We start from the raw sequence: 19,613 nt of genomic DNA, 5'->3' as shown, positions 1-19,613 counted from the left end.
AATGAGGAAAGAAGAGACAGTTAAAATCCTTCTAAGGAACAAACTTTCCCTGATAGGTCTGGCGATAATAGCCGGCTTGATACTCATGGCGATTCTTGCCCCCGTACTCGCCCCGTACCCCGACCAGGCCCTCGGGGAGCCCAACCTGCAGGAGAGGCTGCAGCCGCCGAGCAGAACGCACCTCTTTGGAACGGACCACATGGGAAGGGACATCCTCAGCAGGGTGATATACGGTGCGAGAACGTCCCTGCTGATGGGCTTCTCTGTGGTTGCGCTGGCACTGCTCATAGGCGTGCCCCTGGGCCTGATGGCCGGCTACTTCAGCGGCAAGACAGACCTCGTGATCATGAGGATAACCGACATCTTCCTCGCCTTCCCGCCCCTGCTTCTGGCACTGCTCATAGCAACGAGCCTCGGTAGGGGAATGACGAATGCCATCGTTGCCCTCGCCATAAGCTGGTGGCCGTGGTACACGAGACTCGCCAGGGGAATGGCGATCTCCGTGAAGGAGCGGCCCTACGTTGAGGCCTCGAAGGCGATGGGAATCTCTGACTGGAAGATTATGCTGCGCCACGTTCTTCCGAACTCGCTGTCTCCGATAATAGTGCAGGCCACCATGGACATGGGCTCCGCCATCCTTGAGGCCGCGGCCCTGAGCTTTCTTGGACTCGGCGTCCAGCCGCCCACACCGGATTGGGGCTTGATGGTCAGCGAGGGGAAGGATTACTTCCTAAACTACTGGTGGTATCCCGTCTTCCCGGGACTGGCGATATTCATCACAGTCATGGCGTTCAACCTGCTCGGGGACGCCGTGAGGGAGGTAATTGACCCCAGGCTGAGGAGGAGGTTGCTATGAGCAAGGTACTCGAAATACGCGACCTCTACATCAACTTCAGAACCATGTGGGGCGTTGCAAAGGTTCTCAACGGCGTCAGCTTTGAGATAAACGATGGCGAGATATTCGGCCTCGTCGGCGAAACCGGCTGCGGGAAGAGTGTAACCGCCCTGAGCGTGCTCCGCCTGCTCCCGTCGAACGCCCAGATTTCCGGGGAAATCATCTTCAAGGGGGAGAACCTGCTGGAGAAGTCGGAGGAGGAGATGAGAAAGCTCCGGGGCAAGGAGATTTCAATAATATTCCAGGACCCCATGACCTCCCTGAACCCCCTTTTCAAGATTGGGGATCAGATGGTTGACATAATAACACTCCATGAGGGCCTGAGCAAGGAGGAGGCTCTGGAACACGCCAGGAACCTCCTAAAGTCCGTTGGACTCTCCGACCCAGGGAGGATACTCAACTCGTACCCTCACGAGCTCAGCGGCGGCATGAGGCAGAGGATAATGATAGCCATGGCCCTCTCCTCGAACCCGTCCCTTCTGATAGCGGATGAACCCACAACCGCCCTGGACGTCACGATTCAGAAGCAGATACTCAGGCTGATACTCGACCTCAGGGACAGGTACAGCTTCTCGGTTCTCCTCATCACCCACGATCTGGGAGTCGTTGCCGAAGTCTGCGACCGCGTTGGGGTGATGTACGCGGGCAACATAGTGGAGATAGCCCCAACGGAGGAACTCTTTGAGAACCCCCTTCACCCGTACACCCAGGGACTGCTATCCGTCGTTCCGGATCCGAGGACAAAGAAGCCCCTCAAACCCCTCAGAGGCAGCGTTCCGAGCCTTTTGAACCCGCCGAGCGGATGCAGATTCCATCCGAGGTGCGATTACGCGAAGGACGTCTGCAGCAGGGTAAAGCCTGAGCTCATCGAGCGCTCCCCCGGGCACTTCGTGGCCTGCCATCTCTACGGAGGTGAGGCGGATGTTGAGGGTTGAAAACCTCAAGAAGTACTTCCCGATAACCCAGGGCTTCATCAGAAAGAAAACGACGTGGCTGAAGGCCGTCGATGGAGTTTCCTTCGAAATACACGACGGTGAGACGTTTGGACTGGTGGGTGAGAGCGGGAGCGGGAAGTCCACCACCGGAAGAACCATCCTGCGGCTCTACGAACCCACCGATGGGAAGGTGTACTTCAACGACGTCGAGGTAACGGCCCTCTCGGGGGAGGAGCTCCGGGAGCTTCGGTCCAAGATGCAGATAATATACCAGGACCCGTACTCCTCCCTCAATCCCAGGTTGACCATATTTGACATCATCGCGGAACCCCTGAGGGAGTACGGGCATGAGGACATTGAAGACACGGTAATCGGCCTCCTTGAGTCCGTCGGACTCAGCGAAGAGCATGCGAGGAAGTACCCGGATGAGATAAGCGGCGGTCAGTGCCAGCGCGTTGCCATAGCGAGGGCCCTCGCCCTGAACCCCGAGTTTCTGGTTCTCGACGAGCCTACCTCCGCGCTGGATGTCTCAGTTCAGGCCCAGGTTCTCAACCTCCTGGAGAGGCTCCAGAAGGAAAGGGGACTCACGTATCTCTTCATCTCCCACGACCTCGGCGTGGTGAGGTACCTCGCCAGCCGCGTCGGCGTCATGTACCTCGGAAAGCTCGTTGAGGTCGGCACCATCGAGCAGGTTTTCGACAATCCGATGCACCCCTACACGAGAATGCTGCTGAGTTCCATACCTGTGCCGGATCCAAAGGCCCGGAACATCGAGAAGGAGACGGTAATCGGGGAAATTCCCAGCCCAGTAAACCCGCCGAGCGGGTGCAGGTTCCACACGAGGTGTCCCTACGCAAAGGATGTCTGCAGGCGGGAGGAGCCGAGGATGATTGAGGTGGAAAACGGCCACTTCGTAAGATGCCATTTTGCGGGTGAGCTATGATGCTCGTGATTCTTGACCCGATAAGGGATGAGGGGGGCGATTTCCGACGGGAAACGGAGGCGTATCTCTCCAGGCACTACCCGGGGGATCGCTTCAGGATAGTAACGCTGGAAGACGGGCCGGAGGAGATAGGGAACTTCACCCAGAAGACGCTGGCATGTGCTTCGATTTTGAGGCACTTGGACGAGTTCAGGGATGCGTCGGCGGTCATCGTGAACTGCTTCGCCGACCCGTGCCTCTTTGAGCTGAGGGAGAACCTCAACGTCCCGGTTTTCGGGGCCGGGGAAACGACCCTTCACATCGCCGCCATGCTGGGTGAGTTCTCTGTGGTTGGGCCAGGCCAGAACCTGGCATCCTGGACGCGGATTCAGGCCAGGGAGTACGGTTTGCTCGATAAGCTCGTCTCGGTCAGGGGTATAGCGCTTCCCCTGGAGGGCATACTGAAAAACGAGGAGGGTCTCTACGGGGAGGCCCTGGGTGCCTGCAAAAAGGCGGTTGAGGACGGAGCCGATGTGGTGGTTCTCGGCTGCACCGGGTTCGTCAGCATCGCCGATAGATTGAGGGAGGAGGTCTGGGAGAGGTTCGGAGTGCCAGTTCTTGAACCCCTGCTGACGACTTACGGAACCGCGCGCTCCCTGTATCCGTTCATACGTCACGGGAAACGGGGATTGTTTTCAGGAAAATGACTGGAGGTGGAAGTATGAGGGTGTTGAACGAGCAGGATTTGAGGGACCTCTTGGAGGGTTGCACCGTCCTTGGTACCGGTGGGGGCGGCGACCCCGCAGAGGGCTGGGAGATGGTAAAGAAGGAGCTTGACGCCGGGCGGGAGTTCCGCTTGGCAAGTTTGGAGGAGATTCCCGACGACGGCGTGGTGCCGATGCCGTATTTCGTCGGCTCCCTCGCCGGCGAAAAGGTCGAGTCTTCCTACGAGGAGGGTGAAGCCGTTCGCTCCTATCGGGTTTTGGAGGATTTCATGGGGGAGGAATTCACCGCCGTCATCTCAACCGAACTCGGCGGGGCGAACACGGCGGCGGCGCTGGCGACGGCGGCCAGGCTGGGGAGGCCGATAGTCGACGGCGACCCGGCAGGAAGGTCGGTTCCGGAGCTGCAGCATACCACGTATTACATCGTCGGCGTTGAGATGGCCCCGTTTGCCGTTGTTACCCCGTACGGTGACGAAATAGTGGTGGGCCGCGTCAAGGACGATTTCCAGGCCGAAAAGCTCGTCAGGGCCATAGCGTCTTCGATAAAAACCAACGTTGGTGTCACGTCGCACCCGGTCAGGGGGAGGGAACTGAGGAACGCGGTTGTGAAGGACGCCATAAGCCACGCGCTGAACATGGGCAGGGCGCTGAGAACCGCCAGGGAAAACGGGGGGGACCCGATAGAGGCCTTGCTTAAAGCGGGGAACGGCTTCCTGCTGTTCGAGGGCGTCGCCACGAAGGCAGAATGGCGGGAGGAATCGGGATTCACCGTCGGGGAATTTGAGCTTGAGGGAACGGGTGAGTTCAAGGGAGAGACTTACAGGGTCTGGTACAAGAACGAGAACCTAATCTCCTGGAGGAACGGGGAGGTTGACGTCACGATACCTGATCTAATCTCAGTGCTTACACCGGACGGCCACCCCGTGACGAACCCCCACGTGGAGGCGGGAAAGGAGTACGTCGTCGTTGGCTTTCCCGCCCCCGAGCTGTGGAGAACACCGAAGGGTCTGGAGATATTCGGGCCTAAGTATCTGGGACTTGAGAGGGAGTACGTTCCAATAGAGGAGCGTCTCCGCTGAATTCATTTTTTGGGGTGTTTCCATGAGGATACTCGTCATAAATCCCGTTGGAACGGATGAATGGAACGAATCCGACAGGAGAATCTACGAAATGTTTGCATCGAAGGACACGCACATAGACGTTGTGAGTCTGGAAACCGGGCCCAGGTCAATAGAGAACAGGGCCGCCGAAACCGAGGTTCTCCCGCTCATAGTCAGGAAGGCCCTGGAGCTTCATGGGGGGTACGACGGGATAATCGTCAACTGCTGCCTCGACCCAGCGGTCGACGTCATCCGCTCCCTGATCCCCACCCCGGCAGTCGGCCCCTGCCAGGCCTCCCTTGCCCTGGCCTCAGTCCTTGGAAGGAAAACTGGGATAGTCACGGTTTCAAAGACCGCGGTGCCCCTCTTCGAGGAGCTGGTACTGAAGTACAGGATGGACAAGCGGGTAACGAGCATAAGGGGAATAAACATCTCGGTTCCGGAAATAACAGCCGATGAGGACCGAACTGTGCGCCTGCTCAGGGAGGAAATATCCCTGGCCATATCGGACGGCGCCGATGTTGTTCTCCTTGGCTGCACCGGTCTGGCCGGGTTCGCGGAGAAGGTTCAGCCGTTCTTCGACGTCCCCATCCTCGACCCCGTCGCCTCGGCGGTTAAGATTGTTGAGGATATGGTGGAGCTTGGGGGGATGAAGGATGAATGAGCTTTCGATAGAGGTACAGGAAGGGGCCTACACGCTGGTTAGGGACGTTATGAAGGTTCAGCCGGGGGAGACGGTTGTCATAACCGCCGACACCGGGAGCGATTGGAACGTTGTGGAGGCAACCGCCAAGGCGGCGAAGCTCATGGGGGCGAAGCCCCTCGTCCTGTGGTATTCGATGCCGCCCCACGTCGGAAAGGCCGCCGACCCGTACCTGCCGATGGGCCCCCTTGAGGCCGCTCTGAAGAACGCGGACGTCTGGATAGAGTTCAACAAAAGCTGGCTCCTCTACTCGACCCCCTGGGACAGGGTTATGGCCGAGGGGAGTGTGCGCTACATCTGTCTCGTTGGAATGACCGGCGATATGATGGTGCGGAACATCGGGAGGATAAACGTTCCGGTTCTTCTTGAATTCCAGAGGGTTCTGGCAAAGCTGACCAGGAAGAGCAGGAAGATGGAGATAACCAGCCCCGCGGGTATGGACGTTAAATTCGAAAATGACCCGGAGAGACCCGTGTTCACGGAGGGGGACGTTAACGGCCCCGGCGACTACATGCTCTTCGGGCAGGTGGACTGGGCACCGGTGGAGGAGACCATAAACGGAACCATAGTCTTCGATGGCTCCGTGTGGCCCCCGCAGGAGCTCGGAATACTGAAGGAACCCATCGCCCTTGAGGTCGAGGAAGGAAAGGTCGTGGGGATAGACGGTGGCTGGGAGGCCAGGTTCTTCGAGAGATGGCTCCGGAGCTTCAACGACCCGGGAATGTTCAATATAGCCCACCTCTCCTACGGCTGCAACCCCGGCGCAAAGCTCACCGGAAACATCCTGGAGGACGAGCGCGTCTGGGGGGCGGTGGAGTGGGGCCTCGGCAATCAGGCCGAGAGCTTTAAGGGCAAGTTCGGCCCCGCGAAGAGCCACACCGACGGCATATGCCTGGCCCCGACCGTCAGAGGCGATGGAGGGTACATCATAAAGGACGGGGAGTACGTTCATCCCGAGCTGAAGAGGCTGGAGAAGCGTCTCCTTAAGGAGTGAGGGTGAGCCAAATTGGAGGTAATGGAAGCGATAAAGGGCAGAAGGGCCGTTAGGAGATTCCAGGATAGGGATATCCCCTTGGGGGACATGAGAAAAATTCTTGAGGCCGGGATATGGGCTCCGAGCGGGAGCAACGTTCAGCCGTGGGAGTTCGTCGTTGTCATGGAGAGGGACAACGTTCGAAAGGTGAAACTGCTCTCCCCCGGCCTGTTTGGAAATCCTGCGGCCCTGGTGGTGCTCTGCGTAAACCGCAAACTGGCTGAAAAGGGCGGGAAGCTCGGGGAGGAAAGCGCCCTCATGGACGTCTCCATGGCGGCCCAGAACATGATGCTGATGGCATACTCACTGGGCATAGGCTCCTGCCCCGTGCTTTCCTTCAACAAAGCCGCCCTCAGGGAACTCCTAAACATACCCGGGCACGTGGAGCCGGTCCTTATCCTTATCTTTGGCTATCCCAAGGTTTGGCCGAAGCCGCCGAGGAGGAAACCGCTGAGGGAGGTGGCGCACGTTGAGGAGTACGGACGGCCTTTTGAGTGACAGGCACTTTCAGCTCCTGGCGTTTTTGATAACGAGCGCGAGGGGATGCGTAGACGAGCCAAAGCTCTACGGGCCTTTGAGGCTGCTCGACGCGGCTTCGAGGCTGATAGAGATTATGGGGGAGGAAGGCAGGGCAGGCGAAGAGGTGCTCGGGCTCAGGGAGCTCGTCGAGGAGGCCATCGACGTCCTGATGTACGACCAGGAGGAATTCGTGAGGCTGACCGATGAACTGTCACGGGAGCTTGCAAGAATTATCAGGAGTCAAAAAACTTAAGTCTATTTTTTCCAAATTCATTATTTAGGTGACACGTTATGGTGAACAAAAAGAAAAAATCCTACTCCTGGAATCCCGATGATATCAAGTTCTGGAGGGAGATGAGCAAGGGCGAGCTGAGCGACCTTGACGTTAAGATTTTCCTGGCGCTGAGGGAGAACGGCAGACTTCCCGATACGGAACTCGCGAGGATAACGGGCGTTTCAGTCCCGACCGCCAGGAGGCACAGGATAAGCCTTCAGGAAAGGGGCTACGTGCGGATAATGGCCCTGTTTATCTTTGAGGAGTTCGGTCTGGCCTCGGCGGATGTTCTTGTCAAATTCAAGGAAGATGCACCGAAGGAAAAAGTCGCCGGCTTCATGGAGGAGGCGATATCCCACAGAAAGGTCTTCGAAATAGACGAGTACATGGGGGAGTACAATGTGGTAATTAAGTTCTTTGACAAGGACTTTAAGGAGCTCAAAAAGACGATAGATGAGTTCCTCCAGGGTAGGGATATAATCCAGAAAACCCTGATACTGCCGGCGGTCTCCAGTCCGAAGCTGTTCACGACCCGCATGAAATACAAGCACGTCTAGAGCAACGATAATAAGCATCAACGCCCAAATTAATACTGAGGTGTCCAAGATGTTTGAGAAAGTTCTGTACCCGACCGACTTTTCGGACGTTTCCCTGCACGCCCTGCGCACCTGCATCCCGAGGCTAATCTCAATGGGGGTTAGGGAGCTTTACCTCATCCACGTCGTTGACATAACCATAGCCGAGTTCGAGGCCTTTGAGCTTGAGGATATCTACCGTGAGAAGCTTGAGAAGCTCGCCGGGGAGCTCAGAACCGACGGGGTAGAGGTGAACGCGATAGTCAGGATAGGCATACCCTCGATAGAGATAGCGGAGGTGGCGGAGGAGAGGGACATAGACCTCGTCGTCATCCCGAGCGTTGGCGAGAACATCTGGAGGACGATGTTCCTGGGAAGCACAGCCTCCAACCTCGCCAGGGCAACCCGGAGGCCGGTTCTCCTCCTGAAGTACCAGAAGAAGGACGACGGCTTTGAGCCCTCCGTGGACTGCTCGACGGTGTTCAAGCGCCCGCTGGTTACGCTGGACTTCTCGAAGTGCTCGATAAAGATAGTAAAGACCGTGAGGGAGTTCGAGGAGCTCATAGAGCGGGGAATCCTCGTCCACTCCGTGGACTACGGGGGGATGGACGAGCTTGAGCACAACATAGAGGTGGCGAAGCTCAACCTGCGGAAATCCGCCAAGGGAGTTAGGGCGGAGTTTGAGTTTGAGGTTCTCGTGGGCAGTGCAAGTCAGGCGATAATAGGAACCTCCTTGGCAAAAAACGCCACGCTCATAGTCATCGGCAAGAAGGGCAGAAACTTCCTGAAGGACCTGCTCCTCGGAAGCACCGCGGAGAGGGTCATGAGGGACTCAAAAGTCCCGGTGCTGCTTGTGCCGTGTGATTAGCCTCAGACTGGAACGGCTTCCACATCAAGATTCGGTAGCTACCCTGTTGCCATCATCGGCCGTTTCTTTCTTTCCCTGGGCCTCTTATAAACCTACTCCCGGGTGCTCTCTCCCCTCATCACGCCGCTGGCTATCATGTGGGCGAGCCTCAGGGGCTCTGGAACCAGGCCGGTTTTGGTCGTTACCCGGACTATCTCCGCGGCGGTATCGGCTTTGAGGCCCACCGTCTGGATGTAGAGCTTCTCCGGGATGAGCTCCACCAGCGATGGGGCTTTCCTCAGGAGGTCTATCCTCTCCTCTGCATCGCTGAAGTGCTTTCTCAGCGCCCTCTCCATTCCCTCCATATCCGGCCGTTTCCTGATGACGACTATCACCGGCAGGCCGGTCTCGGAGTGAAGCCTCTCCAGGTCAACGACGTTGAAGCCGGCGTAGGTAATACCCTTGAGGAGAATCAGCCTCAAATCCTTGAACCTGGAGGAGTTGATGGCCTCTATCATCGCATCGGTGGCGTCGTTTCCGTCGACTGTTATCCAGCGCGAGAGAACGCCAACGACCTCCTGGGAGCCTTTCATGACGACTCCCACTAGAATGGTCTTCTCCCCGCTGAGTTTGGAAGAAAAAGAGAACGTCCCATCGTCAAAACCCACAACCCTGATCTGGGGCTTGACCTTCCTTATCATGATGACATTTTTCTTTTTCGAGCCTCTTCCATTGAGGATGGATAGTTGTAGTATTTTTGAGTCTACCATTCAGCTCACCGGAAACCTTTTAAACTCCTCCCCCTTGTAGCCGAAGTTGTGGAGTGGCTTGGAACGATAACCCCAATCCGCTCTGCGGTAGGGGTAACGGGCCGAAGACCCGGCCTGAGGGCTGAACCGAAACCGGCGACGGGAGTAGGTTATGGGCCCGCAAACCGAACCGCCCACCGGCGGGGAGGAGGTCAGAGCACCTTCTCAAGCCACTCAGCGTACTCCCTGTTGACCTTGTCCACCTCTATCCTGGCTATCACTGGAACCTCGTACGGATGCATCTCCTCGATGGTCTCCCGCAGTTCCTTCCACTTCTCGACCTCCGTCTTGAGTATGGCGCCGACTTCTACCTCTTCCTCGATCTTCCCCTCCCACCAGTAGAGCGCTTTGTGCTCCCTGAGGTTGGCGCAGGCGATGAGCTTCCTCTCAAGGAGGGCTTTTACCGTTCTCTCCGCGCTCTCCCAGTCGGGGAAGGTCGTGTAGACCAGTATCATCTCCATCTTCCCCACCGGTGTAAGGTAGACGGATAAGCTTAAATCGGTTGTGGGGATATCATCAACGGGATGGTGTATGAGGAGGGTAAGGGCTCACCTTAAAATCTACGGGCGCGTTCAGGGCGTTGGATTCAGGTGGAGCATGCAGAGGGAGGCCAGAAAACTCGGAGTTGACGGCTGGGTGAGGAATCTGCCCGACGGAACCGTCGAGGCGGTCATAGAGGGTGACCCGGAAAGGGTTGAGGCGCTCATCGGCTGGGCGCACCAGGGCCCGCTCCTGGCGAGGGTCACGAGGGTTGACGTAAAATGGGAAGAACCGGAGGGGCTTGAGGGGTTCAGGGTCACGGGGTAGACTCAAGCCTTTCAATTAGGACCCTCTTCGGGCAGTATTTGACCTCGCAGTAGTTGCAGACGAACCTCTCCTTGTCCTTCTCGGGAGTGTGGAGGATTAGCTTTCTGAATCCCTCCATCTCCTTGACCCTCATGAAGACCTCGACCGGCAGCGTACCGTCTATGACTATGTAGAGCTTTGTGGGTTCTTCGTGGAGGTTCCTGCTGAAGACCTCCATGACGGAAACTCCGTTCTCTGCGAGCAGGGCGAGGACCTCCGAGAAACCGTTGAGGTAGCCTCCCTTCTCCAGTTCTATCTCCAGAACTTCCCATCCCATCAGGGGGGCGACGTCTATCAAACTCGGCAGCGGGTTGAGCCTCTCGAAGATGAGCCTGAGGGGGTAGGTCTTCTCGATGTATTCTATCGTGTGGTACACTATCTTTCTGTTGACCCCAATCACCCTCGCAAGTTCGCTTATCGGAACCTCCACGTTTCGGAGGTATATCTTTCCGCTCTTCACGCTGAGGCCGTTCTCAAAGAGGAACTCTGCCACCTTCCTCCGGGCTGGATAATTCTTGAAGTACGCCTCCAGTATGAGCATCATTTTTGTTCACCTCTTACCCATATATGAGTAGGAATGGATATTTAAATCTTTCCCCGGATTCCTCCGCAAGGTTATTAACAATGCCGACTCCATCTCTTTATTCAGAGGTGAGGGTCATGGCAAGGTTCGACGTTGTGGGTGTGGGCAACCTCAACTACGACATCATAATGCTTGTTGAGCGTTTTCCGGAGTTCCATGAGAAGGTCAGCGCCGAAAACGCGTTCTTCGGCCTGGGCGGTGCCGCTGCCAACACGATAAGCTGGCTCGCCACGTTTGGGCTAAGAACCGGCTATATAGGGGCCATTGGAAGGGACGAGATTGGAGAGGCGCACATCTCGTATTTCAGAAGGCTGGGCGTTGACACCGGGGGCATCAAAACGGTGGACGCGCCCTCGGGAGTTGCCGTTGCCATAATACACGGTGAAGACAAGAGGATAGTGAAGTACCCCGGTGCCAACCTTTTGAAGGAGATAGATTTCGATTACCTTTCCGGGGCAAGGCACGTGCACCTCTCCTCAAACCCGCCGGAGACGATAGTCGAGGTCGTGAACTTCGCCGGTGAAAGGGGGATAACGGTTTCCCTGGACATAGGCGAGGCTGCGCTCCCAAGGGATGTGGAGGCGAAGGTGGACTACCTCATGATGAACGAGGACGAATACCGGAGGAAGTTCGGTTCGCTGGACCTCTCGCTCTCAAGCGCCAGGAATCTCGTGGTCACCCTCAACGGCGGCGGCGCTCTGGTGAGGGATGACAAGGGGAACGTCCGTGAGGTTCGCGGGCTGAGCGCGGAGGTTGTTGACTCTACCGGTGCGGGGGACGCCTTCGACGCCGGGGTCATATACGGCGTTCTCAGCGGCTGGACGCTTGAAGAGGCCGCCAGACTCGGCATGCTGCTGGCCTATCTCACGGTACAGAAGGTTGGTGCGAGGAGCGCAGTGGTTCCGCTGGAGAAAGTCGCAGAGGCGGCGAGGGAGACGGGAATCGAACTGCCCTTCGGGAGGTCATGATGCGGCTCTCAAAATTCCGGAAACCCTCCTCATAACGTTTAAATAATGGTTGGTATCATTTTATTCAAGGGGTCGTAGGAAACCCTTAAAAATCCGCACCCTAAAAGCCTTAGAGAGACCAAAAAGTCTTTGGGCTGGAGGTGGAGCACTTGGAAATTATAATTGACAACTTCAAGCCGAAGATTACCCGTCCCTTCAAGAGGAAGAACGAGTATTGGGTCAAGCTCATCACTCAGGATGGGGAGTACATAATGAAGTTCAAAACCCCCCTTGAGGCGGAGGATGCCATCTACGGCATGCTCGACGACCTTCAGGTCTACGGAGGCAAGGTCAAACTCAAGCTCAGGGAGGGTAACGTCATCGAGGACATAGAAGTCATGGAACTCTACAAGCCCTCCGCGAAGGAACTGCTTAACGAGTACTTCACCGATTAGCCCACTCAACGTTCTTTTCTGTTCACTGGCGTTGTAAATATGACAAAAACCTATATATACTCCAGCCCATATAGTTTGTTATTGGACGGTATTTATGCGCTAAAATTCAGCGTGTTTAAATGTTCTCTGGAGGTCGGCGTAGTGGCGAGGAGGAAAAACAAGGAGCTCCTTGAGCTTGCACTGGACATGGGCGGTGAAGAGGCCGTTGAGGTAATTAAGGCTCTCGAAAAGAAGAAGGAATCCACCGACGAGGAGCTCGCCGAGATAACCGGCATCAGAGTTAACACCGTTAGAAAAGTCCTCTACATGCTCTACGACCAGGGACTGGCCGAGTTTAAGCGCATAAGGGACAAAGAAACCGGCTGGTATTACTACTACTGGCACCTTGAGACCAAGCGCCTCCCAGAGATAATCCGCTCCAAAAAAATGGCGGAGCTCAAGAAGCTCAGGGAGATGCTTGATGAGGAGACCAGTGAGATATACTACCACTGCGGCACACCGGGTCATCCAAAGCTGACCTTCGACGAAGCCATGGAGTACGAGTTCCAGTGCCCGATATGCGGGCAGATGCTCATGCAGTACGACAACACCGCCGTCGTTGAGGAGCTCCGGAGGCGCATAGAGGAGCTTGAGATAGAGCTCGGCCTCAGGAAGAAGCCCAGGAAAAAGAAGTCCAACTGACTGAACGGCCGGTGAATGAACTTCGGGGATGATGAATATGAGGGAAGTAGTTATTCTTGAGAAGGTTTACGGAGATAGGAGTGGTTTTCTCAAGCTTGATAAGAAGCTGAAGGCCCTCCTTGGGGATTTGGAAGTCGAATGGAAGCTTTCGGCGGTCAAGAAGAACTGGATTAAAGTTTCTCTGAACGGGGAAGACGAGGAGATAAGCGCAAACCTCGTCCGCGAGGAATTCGGCGAGGTTCCCTACAAGCTGAGCGCGATTAAAGAGGGTGGGACATACCGCGGTCGGTTCATCGACCTCGGCAGGGTCGGCTACGGGGCCTACGTGGACATCGGAATCTTCACCCCCCGGCCCAAGGACGCGCTTCTCCCCCTGTACTACCTCAAAGAGACCTTCGGCGAAATGCCCGTGAGGCAGATGATACGGGACTTCGGATGGGTTGACAACCTTCCGGTTGAGGTCACCGTGTCCAATGTGGAATTCGGTGCCAGGGAGGTGGAGCTGGCCTTCAGCGAGAAACAGCTGAAGCGCATAAAGGGCTGGACAAGCGACGGCCACGACAAGCTCTTCATAGCCGGCACCGTGAGCGAGAACGTTGAGAAGGCCCTCATCAAAACGGGCCACGGAAGGGACGTGAAGCGCATAGAGGAACTGGGCCTCATGGAGACCCTGTTGATACTCAAGAAGGGAACCCAGGCCCCCGGAATCATAAAGGAAATCGGTCCCCATCTCAGGGGAACCCTCATCGGTGCGATCAAGTTCCGGGAGTGAGCCCGTGCACCAGTCTCACGGTCAGTGCAGCCAGAAGGACGAAGCAGTAGGGGAACAGTGAGGGCACGAACAACGACGCCGGAAGGTACAGAATCGTCATCAGGAGCAGAAACGCCGTCTGGCCCTTCATCTTTATTCCCCTTTCTCCCGCGGCCATCGCGTAGACCATCGTCACCAGCGCCAAGGCGCTGTTGAACAGGAACCTCTCCAGGTACCTCCACCCGTGCGGGTCCATTCCCCTCGGAATCCCGACTGGAATCCCGAACTGGAGGTACATGAGGAGCACTCCGGCACCGGTTATCAGCAGGTAGGCGTAGTTTCTCAGGTGTCTCTTCGGGAACGTGATGACAAATGCTATTGGTATGAAGACCAGATACGGGTTTATGGCTATCGTGAGCAGTGTGAACGCCGAAAGGACGAAGGTCTGGAGCAAGGCCTTCCATTTCTCCGGGGAGAACGTCACGTTGCTCACGATGGCGAGTGTTATAACCAGCCCCGCCAGACCGAGGGCGCTACCGTTGATGTGGTACAGGTTCTCCCTGAACATGGGTGAAACGAAGATAAGCCCGAATATCAGGAAGCCAAGCTCACGGGCCCTTTTGGGTGCCAGATAGAAGGAAAACGATGCTATCAGGAGGATTAGAACCCAGTGGACAAGTATTATGTTCTCCTCGATGGGCGGCACGAACATGAAGACCGCCCCCATTATCACGCTGAGGGGAGACTCCGGAGAACCGCCTACGGCAAATGTTACGGCCTGGAGGAAGTAGCGCAGGAACTCCCTTGTTAAGACGGGTCTTTGGGCGATGAGGTACCAGAGGATAAACAGCGACGCGGTTAGGATGTAGAAGCTGCCGGCGTGGCTCCTGTCGCGCCTCAGGGCGAGCAGAAACGCAAGGATTACCGCGGAGGTTATGACCAGAAACGCCACCTTTGAGCCCCTGGGGGGATTCCAAAGTCTTTCGAAGGCCTTCTCCGTCATATAGATGTTGTTTTCGGAACCGGTTATGAGAACGGTGCCGTTGAGGACGACGATGGAGGGGAGGAGGGAGGCATTAGCGGGAAGCCCCGTAAGATTCCAGACGTGGGCCATCGCGGGGTTGTTGTAGACGTTTCCTACCAGAACGAGCGTTCCGTTGCCGTGGGGCTTTATCGTGTAGAGCTTCTCGTCCACGTAGTACGCCCATCCCCTGGCCCACTCGTCTTTACCTGCAAGGACCGTGTAGGATGAGCTTGAGTTCAGAAACGTCTGAAACGCCTCCTGGCTAGGGTAGTAGCTCAGCCTCTCCGCGGAGGCTAGGGGAAGGGCGATCAGGAGGATTAGAGTTACCAGAACGAGGGCCCGTTTCATCGTATCCCTCCCAGTGAGATACCCAGAAGTGGTTAAAAAGTTAATGCAGTGGAACTTGGTGAAGAAGGAAAGGTAGTTGGAGTCAGCGGGTCTGGGGCTCGTCCGAGGCTTCCTGTTCACCCTTTATCTTTCCGAGCCTCTCCACGAGCCTGTCCACGATTTCCATAAATGACTTGGCAGCAACGGTGTCCTCGTATAGAACTATCGGTATGCCCGCATCGCTCGCCTCCCTGGCCTTAAGGTCTATCGGAATCTCGCCGAGGAAGTCGACGCCCTCCTTCTCCGCAAGCTTCCGGCCTCCGCCCTTTCCGAAGAGGTCTATCTCGTTGCCGCAGTGCGGGCAGATGAGGTAGCTCATGTTCTCGACGACCGCAACGTAGGGCACTTCCATCTTCTTCATCATGTTGACTGCCTTACCCGTGTCGAGGAGCGCTACCTCCTGGGGCGTGGTTACTACAACCGCCGCATCGAGCTTGAGGGTCTGGGTGACGGTCAGTATCTCGTCGCCGGTTCCGGGCGGGAAGTCGACTATCATGAAGTCCAGCGAACCCCACTTGACGTCACCGAGGAGCTGCTTGATGGCTTTCGTGACCAGAGCGCCGCGCCAGATTATCGGCTGATCCTCTGGGACGAGGAAGCCCATGCTCATGACCTTGATCGGGGTCGTCTGGCCGAGGAAGTCGTTCATCGGCGGTATCATCTCGAACCTGCCGTCTTCGAGCTTTTCGGCCAGAACCTCCGCCCTGTCGACGCCGAGCATCTTGGCAACGTTCGGCCCGTGTATGTCCGCGTCGAGTATTCCAACGAAGTAGCCCTTCTTGGCCAGTGCCGCCGCCAGGTTGACGGCAACGGTGCTCTTTCCGACGCCGCCCTTACCGCTCAGGACGGCTATCTTATACGTCCACTTCTCCTGCTTTTCGTTTATTCTCTGGGTGAGGGGATCAGCGCCCAGTCCACCTATGTTGAGCGTGGGAGCTTTGATGGTCATCTAATTCACCTCCAGATTAGGTTGCCATAAGGAGCTTAAAAGTTTTGTCCCAAAATACGGCAATCTTGGACAGATCTGTGTAATGCCCGGTCGGTTCAAAGAAACACAATAGAAAAAGGTGGAGGAGTTCACTCCTCCGGCTTCGGGAGGGTGACCTCGACGCCGAGGACCTTCCACATGGCTTTTATCTGCTCGCGGAGGGTGTCTATCGCCTCTGGCTGCTTGAAGAGGTGCTTGAACCTGCCCTGGAGCTTGAGGTACTCCTCGATGGGCTTCTTGAACTCGATGGCGACTACGCGACCGCCCTCGCGCTTGACCTTGGCGCCTCCTCCCGGAGCCTGTATCTTGATGTTCCAAAGGTCGCCGTTCTCGATCTCAAAGAGCGGCCAGACGCCGGTCTCGATGGCAAGCTTGGCTATCTCGACGCCCTTCTCAAGCGGGCTCTTCCATCCGGTCGGGCAGGTACACTGGACCTGGACGAAGGCAGGGCCGTCAACCTTCGCGGCGATCTTCATCTTTCTGATGAAGTCGAACGGGTTGCCTATGCTGGCGGTTGCGACGTACGGAACCTGGTGGGCTGCGGCGATGAGGGCGACCCACTTCTTGGGCTTGTCCTCACCGATGGAGTACTTGCCCGGCGGGCTGGTGGTGGTCCAGGCACCGTACGGGGTGGAGCTTGACCTCTGGATTCCTGTGTTCATGTAGGCCTCGTTGTCGTACATGAGGTAAACGACGTTGTGCCAGCGCTCAAGCATACCGCTGAGGGCCTGCATACCGATGTCGGCGGTACCACCGTCACCGCCTATGGCGAGAATCTTGCCCTTCCTTCCGAGCTTCTTCCAGGCGGCCTCAACACCGCTTGCAGCAGCGGCCGCGTTCTCGAATGCGACGTGGATCCACGGGGCCTTCCAGGCGGTGTACGGGAAGACGGCTGAAACGACCTCCATACATCCGGTGGCCTGGGCTACGGCGAAGGCATCGGGGTCGCCGTACTTCTCTTCCATGGCCTCACTGAAGGCCTTGGTTGCAAGCCTGAGAGCGGTGGCACAGCCACAGCCGGCACAGGCGGCGTGACCGGGTGCCCAGTACTCGCGAGTGGTAACGGGGGGTTTTCTAACGGCCATCTTCATCACCTCACAGTATCTCCTTCCTCAGGCCGATCCAGTTGACCTCATCAACGGCCTCTCCGTTGAGGGCCTTCTGGGCAATCGCGAGGGCCTCGTCGAGGTCCTTGAATGTGACGTCCCTGCCTCCGAGGCCGAGGATGAAGTCAACTATCTTCGGCTTCTCGCTCTCGTTGATGAGCGCCCTGCTGAAGTCCTGGAAGAGGGCTCCGCCGACGCTGAAGGTGACGTTCTTCTCAAGCAGTGCGAGAACCTTCGCCTTCTTCGCCAGCTCGCGAACCTCCTCAACCGGGAACGGCCTGTAAACGGTTATCTTCGCGGCTCCGACCTTGAGGCCCTTCTCGCGGAGGCTGTCGACGTACTCCTTCACGGTGCCTGCGAGCGAGCCCATGGTGACGAAGATGATCTCCGCATCCTCTGTTCTGTACTCCTCTATCTTCTGGTACTTTCTGCCGAACTTCTTTTCGAACTCGGCGAATGCCTCGTCTATGACATCCTTGGCGTTCTCGTTGGCCTCCCAGACCGTGTACCTGGCTTCCATGTAGTGGGCCGGGAATCCGAGGGCACCCTGGGTTATCGGCTTGGCAGGGTCAAGGTACGCGTGCTTCGGTTCGTACTCGCCGAGGAACTCGTCAACGAGCTCCTGGTCGGGTATCTCAACCGGCTCGACGGTGTGGGTCAGAATGAAGGCGTCGAATCCAACCATGGCCGGAAGGAGAACCTTCTCGTTCTCGGCGACCTTGTAGGCTATCAGAATGAGGTCGAGAGCCTCCTGGTTGTTCTCGGCGTAGAACTGGAGCCAGCCGGTGTCGCGCTCGCTGATGGTGTCCTGCCAGTCGTTCCAGATGTTGATGGGAGCGCTCAGGGAGCGGTTTCCAACGGCGATGACTATCGGGAGGCGCATTCCGGCGGCGATGAAGAGTATCTCGTGCATGAGGGCGAGACCCTGGGAAGCGGTCGCGGTGAAGGTTCTAACGCCGGCCGCTGAAGCACCGACACAGGCCGAAATAGCGGAGTGCTCGCTTTCGACCTTAATGAACTCGGCGTCGAGTTCTCCGTCGGCGACGAACTCGCTTATCTTCTCTGGAACGAGCGTTGACGGGGTAATCGGAAACGCCGCTATGACCTTCGGCTTGGCGAGCTTGGCCGCCCAGGCGGCAGCCTCGTTGGCCTTCATAACCTTCTTAATCGGCATCTTTCACCACCTCACTTGGTCTCCCTAACCATTGTTATGGCCTTGGTCGGGCATTCGTTCGCACAGATTCCGCAACCCTTACAGTAGTCGTAGTCGAAGACCGGGTAGTTCTCCTCGTCGAGGTAGATAGCCGGCTCTGGGCAGTAGATGTAGCAGAGGTAGCACCTAACGCACTTGTCCCTGTTGAATTCCGGCATGAAAACACGCCAGGAACCCGTCTTGTTCACAACGCTGCTCCCCGGCAGGTAGACGACCGCTCCGGGGGTCATTTTTTCGCTATACTCCTTCTGAACCCTCTCAATCTCGGCCTTAAACGGGGTCTCGGCCATGTGTATCACCTCAGGTGAATTATCAGATTGGAACTTAAATCTTGCTGCGGGGAATTAAATATGGAAAGCTCAGCCGAAGACCTCGGCGAGCTTCTTGAGCTTCTCCCACTCGTGGAGGACCCACTGCTGAAGGACGTCGATGTCCTCCTGGGTCATGTACTTAAACCTGCCCTGGAGCTTGAGGAAGTCGGCGAGCGGCTTCGGCTCCTTCTTGGTGCTGGGCATGTTGATTTTGTACTTTCCGTTCTCGTACTCGAAGAGCGGGAAGTATGCGGTCTGGACTGCGAGCTTTGCAAGCTCGATGCTCTTGTCTGTCGGTGAGCGCCAGCCGGTCGGGCACGGTGCGAAGAGCTGGATGAAGCTCGGTCCCGGTGTCTTCTGGGCCTTCTTGAGCTTCCTCATGAAGTCCTCCGGGAAGGCAATGCTCGCCGTCGCTGCGTAGGGTATCTCGTGGGCGATGACGATGTCTATGACCTTCTTCTTGTGCCTCCTCTCCAGGAAGTGCTTCTTTCCGCCCGGGGTGTTGGTGGTCCAGGCTCCGTAGGGGGTGGAACCCGACCTCTGGATTCCGGTGTTCATGTAGGCCTCGTTGTCGTACATTATGTAGACCGCGTCGTGGCCCCTCTCAAGGAAGCCCGACAGTGCCTGGAGACCTATGTCCGCCGTACCACCGTCACCGGCCCAGCCGACGACCATTATTCCATCCTCGCCCTTGACCTTAAAGCCCCTCGCCTTGAGGGCCGCCTCGATACCGCCTATGACCGCACCGGTGGTCTCAAAGGCGGTGTGGAACAGGTTGGCCTCGAAGGCCGTGTACGGCCAGGGGCCGGCGATGATGGTTGAACAGCACGCCGGGATGGCGAAGATGGTTTTCCTTCCGTAAGCCTTAAGGACGTAGCGAAGTCCGAGGGAAGCGCCACAGCCCTGGCAGGCGGTGTGGCCAGCGTAAAAGTGCTCCTCGGCCGGGATGCTCAACCTTTTCTTAACGTTCTCGGGAATCTCCAT

Annotated in this window: 25 protein-coding genes; 16 read left to right on the top strand and 9 right to left on the bottom strand. The window is 57.0% G+C overall.

Going from position 1 to position 19,613, the window contains the following annotated elements; genetic code table 11:
- Window position 1 precedes the first annotated feature (1 nt).
- The 11 genes from nikC to E3E51_RS02910 are packed head-to-tail and all read left to right on the top strand — an operon-like array spanning window position 2 to window position 8,549.
- Entirely contained in the window at window positions 2–856 is an 855-nt protein-coding gene (gene nikC, locus E3E51_RS02960) for a nickel transporter permease (protein ID WP_167911585.1), read from the top strand.
- Window positions 853–1,830 carry an ABC transporter ATP-binding protein gene (locus E3E51_RS02955; protein WP_167911584.1) on the top strand — a complete coding sequence of 326 codons (978 nt, stop codon included), beginning with the start codon at window positions 853–855 and terminating at the stop codon, window positions 1,828–1,830. Before nikC ends, E3E51_RS02955 begins: the two co-directional genes overlap by 4 nt.
- The gene (locus E3E51_RS02950; protein WP_167911583.1) at window positions 1,817–2,773 is read left to right on the top strand and encodes an ABC transporter ATP-binding protein; all 957 of its coding nucleotides are present in this window, start codon (window positions 1,817–1,819) and stop codon (window positions 2,771–2,773) included. Before E3E51_RS02955 ends, E3E51_RS02950 begins: the two co-directional genes overlap by 14 nt.
- Entirely contained in the window at window positions 2,773–3,459 is a 687-nt protein-coding gene (locus E3E51_RS02945; RefSeq protein WP_167911582.1) for an aspartate/glutamate racemase family protein, read from the top strand. The genes E3E51_RS02950 and E3E51_RS02945 overlap by 1 nt, the downstream gene beginning before the upstream one ends.
- Before the next feature lie 14 nt (window positions 3,460–3,473).
- Window positions 3,474–4,556: a DUF917 domain-containing protein gene (locus E3E51_RS02940; protein ID WP_167911581.1), complete on the top strand. Its 1,083-nt coding sequence runs from the start codon at window positions 3,474–3,476 to the stop codon at window positions 4,554–4,556.
- Window positions 4,557–4,578: 22 nt separating this feature from the next.
- Window positions 4,579–5,241, top strand: a complete 663-nt coding sequence (locus E3E51_RS02935) for an aspartate/glutamate racemase family protein (RefSeq protein WP_167911580.1) — start codon at window positions 4,579–4,581, stop codon at window positions 5,239–5,241.
- A complete protein-coding gene (locus E3E51_RS02930; protein WP_167911579.1) occupies window positions 5,234–6,274 on the top strand; it encodes an aminopeptidase in 1,041 nt (346 codons plus the stop codon). Before E3E51_RS02935 ends, E3E51_RS02930 begins: the two co-directional genes overlap by 8 nt.
- Window positions 6,275–6,295: 21 nt before the next feature.
- Window positions 6,296–6,811 (top strand): nitroreductase family protein, encoded by a 516-nt coding sequence (locus tag E3E51_RS02925; protein WP_240924239.1) that lies wholly within the window; start codon window positions 6,296–6,298, stop codon window positions 6,809–6,811.
- Window positions 6,783–7,085 (top strand): DUF6092 family protein, encoded by a 303-nt coding sequence (locus tag E3E51_RS02920; RefSeq protein WP_167911577.1) that lies wholly within the window; start codon window positions 6,783–6,785, stop codon window positions 7,083–7,085. The genes E3E51_RS02925 and E3E51_RS02920 overlap by 29 nt, the downstream gene beginning before the upstream one ends.
- A 38-nt stretch (window positions 7,086–7,123) precedes the next feature.
- Complete coding sequence (locus E3E51_RS02915) at window positions 7,124–7,663, top strand: Lrp/AsnC family transcriptional regulator (RefSeq protein ID WP_167911576.1); 540 nt, start codon at window positions 7,124–7,126, stop codon at window positions 7,661–7,663.
- A gap of 49 nt (window positions 7,664–7,712) precedes the next feature.
- Window positions 7,713–8,549, top strand: coding sequence for a universal stress protein (locus E3E51_RS02910; RefSeq protein ID WP_167911575.1), 837 nt, complete (start codon window positions 7,713–7,715; stop codon window positions 8,547–8,549).
- Between the two features lie 92 nt (window positions 8,550–8,641).
- Here the strand turns inward: E3E51_RS02910 and E3E51_RS02905 are convergent, their stop codons facing one another.
- Both E3E51_RS02905 and cutA read right to left on the bottom strand, forming a co-directional pair.
- Window positions 8,642–9,229 carry a DUF99 family protein gene (locus E3E51_RS02905; protein WP_167911714.1) on the bottom strand — a complete coding sequence of 196 codons (588 nt, stop codon included), beginning with the start codon at window positions 9,227–9,229 and terminating at the stop codon, window positions 8,642–8,644.
- 260 nt (window positions 9,230–9,489) lie between these two features.
- Window positions 9,490–9,798 carry a divalent-cation tolerance protein CutA gene (gene cutA, locus E3E51_RS02900; protein ID WP_167911713.1) on the bottom strand — a complete coding sequence of 103 codons (309 nt, stop codon included), beginning with the start codon at window positions 9,796–9,798 and terminating at the stop codon, window positions 9,490–9,492.
- 70 nt (window positions 9,799–9,868) lie between these two features.
- Here cutA and E3E51_RS02895 point away from each other — a divergent pair, with 70 nt between their 5' ends.
- Complete coding sequence (locus E3E51_RS02895) at window positions 9,869–10,144, top strand: acylphosphatase (protein WP_167911574.1); 276 nt, start codon at window positions 9,869–9,871, stop codon at window positions 10,142–10,144.
- Here E3E51_RS02895 and E3E51_RS02890 read toward each other — a convergent pair.
- The gene (locus E3E51_RS02890) at window positions 10,134–10,727 is read right to left on the bottom strand and encodes a regulator of amino acid metabolism, contains ACT domain protein (protein ID WP_167911573.1); all 594 of its coding nucleotides are present in this window, start codon (window positions 10,725–10,727) and stop codon (window positions 10,134–10,136) included. The two genes, E3E51_RS02895 and E3E51_RS02890, sit on opposite strands and share 11 nt — an antisense overlap.
- A gap of 116 nt (window positions 10,728–10,843) precedes the next feature.
- Between E3E51_RS02890 and E3E51_RS02885 the strand changes: the two genes are divergently transcribed.
- The 4 genes from E3E51_RS02885 to E3E51_RS02870 all read left to right on the top strand — a co-directional run bounded on the left by E3E51_RS02885 (window position 10,844) and on the right by E3E51_RS02870 (window position 13,621).
- Complete coding sequence (locus tag E3E51_RS02885; protein ID WP_167911712.1) at window positions 10,844–11,734, top strand: ADP-dependent ribose-1-phosphate kinase; 891 nt, start codon at window positions 10,844–10,846, stop codon at window positions 11,732–11,734.
- Between the two features lie 149 nt (window positions 11,735–11,883).
- A complete protein-coding gene (locus E3E51_RS02880; protein ID WP_088180995.1) occupies window positions 11,884–12,168 on the top strand; it encodes a hypothetical protein in 285 nt (94 codons plus the stop codon).
- Window positions 12,169–12,309: 141 nt separating this feature from the next.
- Complete coding sequence (gene tfe, locus E3E51_RS02875) at window positions 12,310–12,849, top strand: transcription factor E (protein WP_167911572.1); 540 nt, start codon at window positions 12,310–12,312, stop codon at window positions 12,847–12,849.
- A gap of 37 nt (window positions 12,850–12,886) precedes the next feature.
- On the top strand, window positions 12,887–13,621 hold the full coding sequence (locus E3E51_RS02870; protein WP_167911571.1) for a DUF2110 family protein: 735 nt from the start codon (window positions 12,887–12,889) through the stop codon (window positions 13,619–13,621).
- Here the strand turns inward: E3E51_RS02870 and E3E51_RS02865 are convergent.
- From E3E51_RS02865 to E3E51_RS02840, 6 genes are all read right to left on the bottom strand, one after another.
- Window positions 13,605–14,972, bottom strand: a complete 1,368-nt coding sequence (locus E3E51_RS02865) for a hypothetical protein (protein ID WP_167911570.1) — start codon at window positions 14,970–14,972, stop codon at window positions 13,605–13,607. The two genes, E3E51_RS02870 and E3E51_RS02865, sit on opposite strands and share 17 nt — an antisense overlap.
- An 82-nt stretch (window positions 14,973–15,054) precedes the next feature.
- Window positions 15,055–15,960, bottom strand: a complete 906-nt coding sequence (locus E3E51_RS02860; RefSeq protein ID WP_167911569.1) for an Mrp/NBP35 family ATP-binding protein — start codon at window positions 15,958–15,960, stop codon at window positions 15,055–15,057.
- 128 nt (window positions 15,961–16,088) lie between these two features.
- Window positions 16,089–17,084 carry a pyruvate synthase subunit PorB gene (gene porB / locus E3E51_RS02855; protein ID WP_167911711.1) on the bottom strand — a complete coding sequence of 332 codons (996 nt, stop codon included), beginning with the start codon at window positions 17,082–17,084 and terminating at the stop codon, window positions 16,089–16,091.
- Between the two features lie 10 nt (window positions 17,085–17,094).
- On the bottom strand, window positions 17,095–18,279 hold the full coding sequence (porA, locus tag E3E51_RS02850; protein WP_167911568.1) for a pyruvate synthase subunit PorA: 1,185 nt from the start codon (window positions 18,277–18,279) through the stop codon (window positions 17,095–17,097).
- A gap of 11 nt (window positions 18,280–18,290) precedes the next feature.
- Window positions 18,291–18,608, bottom strand: coding sequence for a pyruvate synthase subunit PorD (gene porD, locus E3E51_RS02845; protein ID WP_167911567.1), 318 nt, complete (start codon window positions 18,606–18,608; stop codon window positions 18,291–18,293).
- Window positions 18,609–18,677: 69 nt separating this feature from the next.
- Complete coding sequence (locus E3E51_RS02840; protein WP_167911566.1) at window positions 18,678–19,613, bottom strand: 3-methyl-2-oxobutanoate dehydrogenase subunit beta; 936 nt, start codon at window positions 19,611–19,613, stop codon at window positions 18,678–18,680.

The organism is Thermococcus sp. 21S7 (assembly GCF_012027615.1).
In the GTDB taxonomy this organism is placed as follows: domain Archaea; phylum Methanobacteriota_B; class Thermococci; order Thermococcales; family Thermococcaceae; genus Thermococcus.
This window is presented reverse-complemented; position numbering and strand designations above follow the sequence as displayed.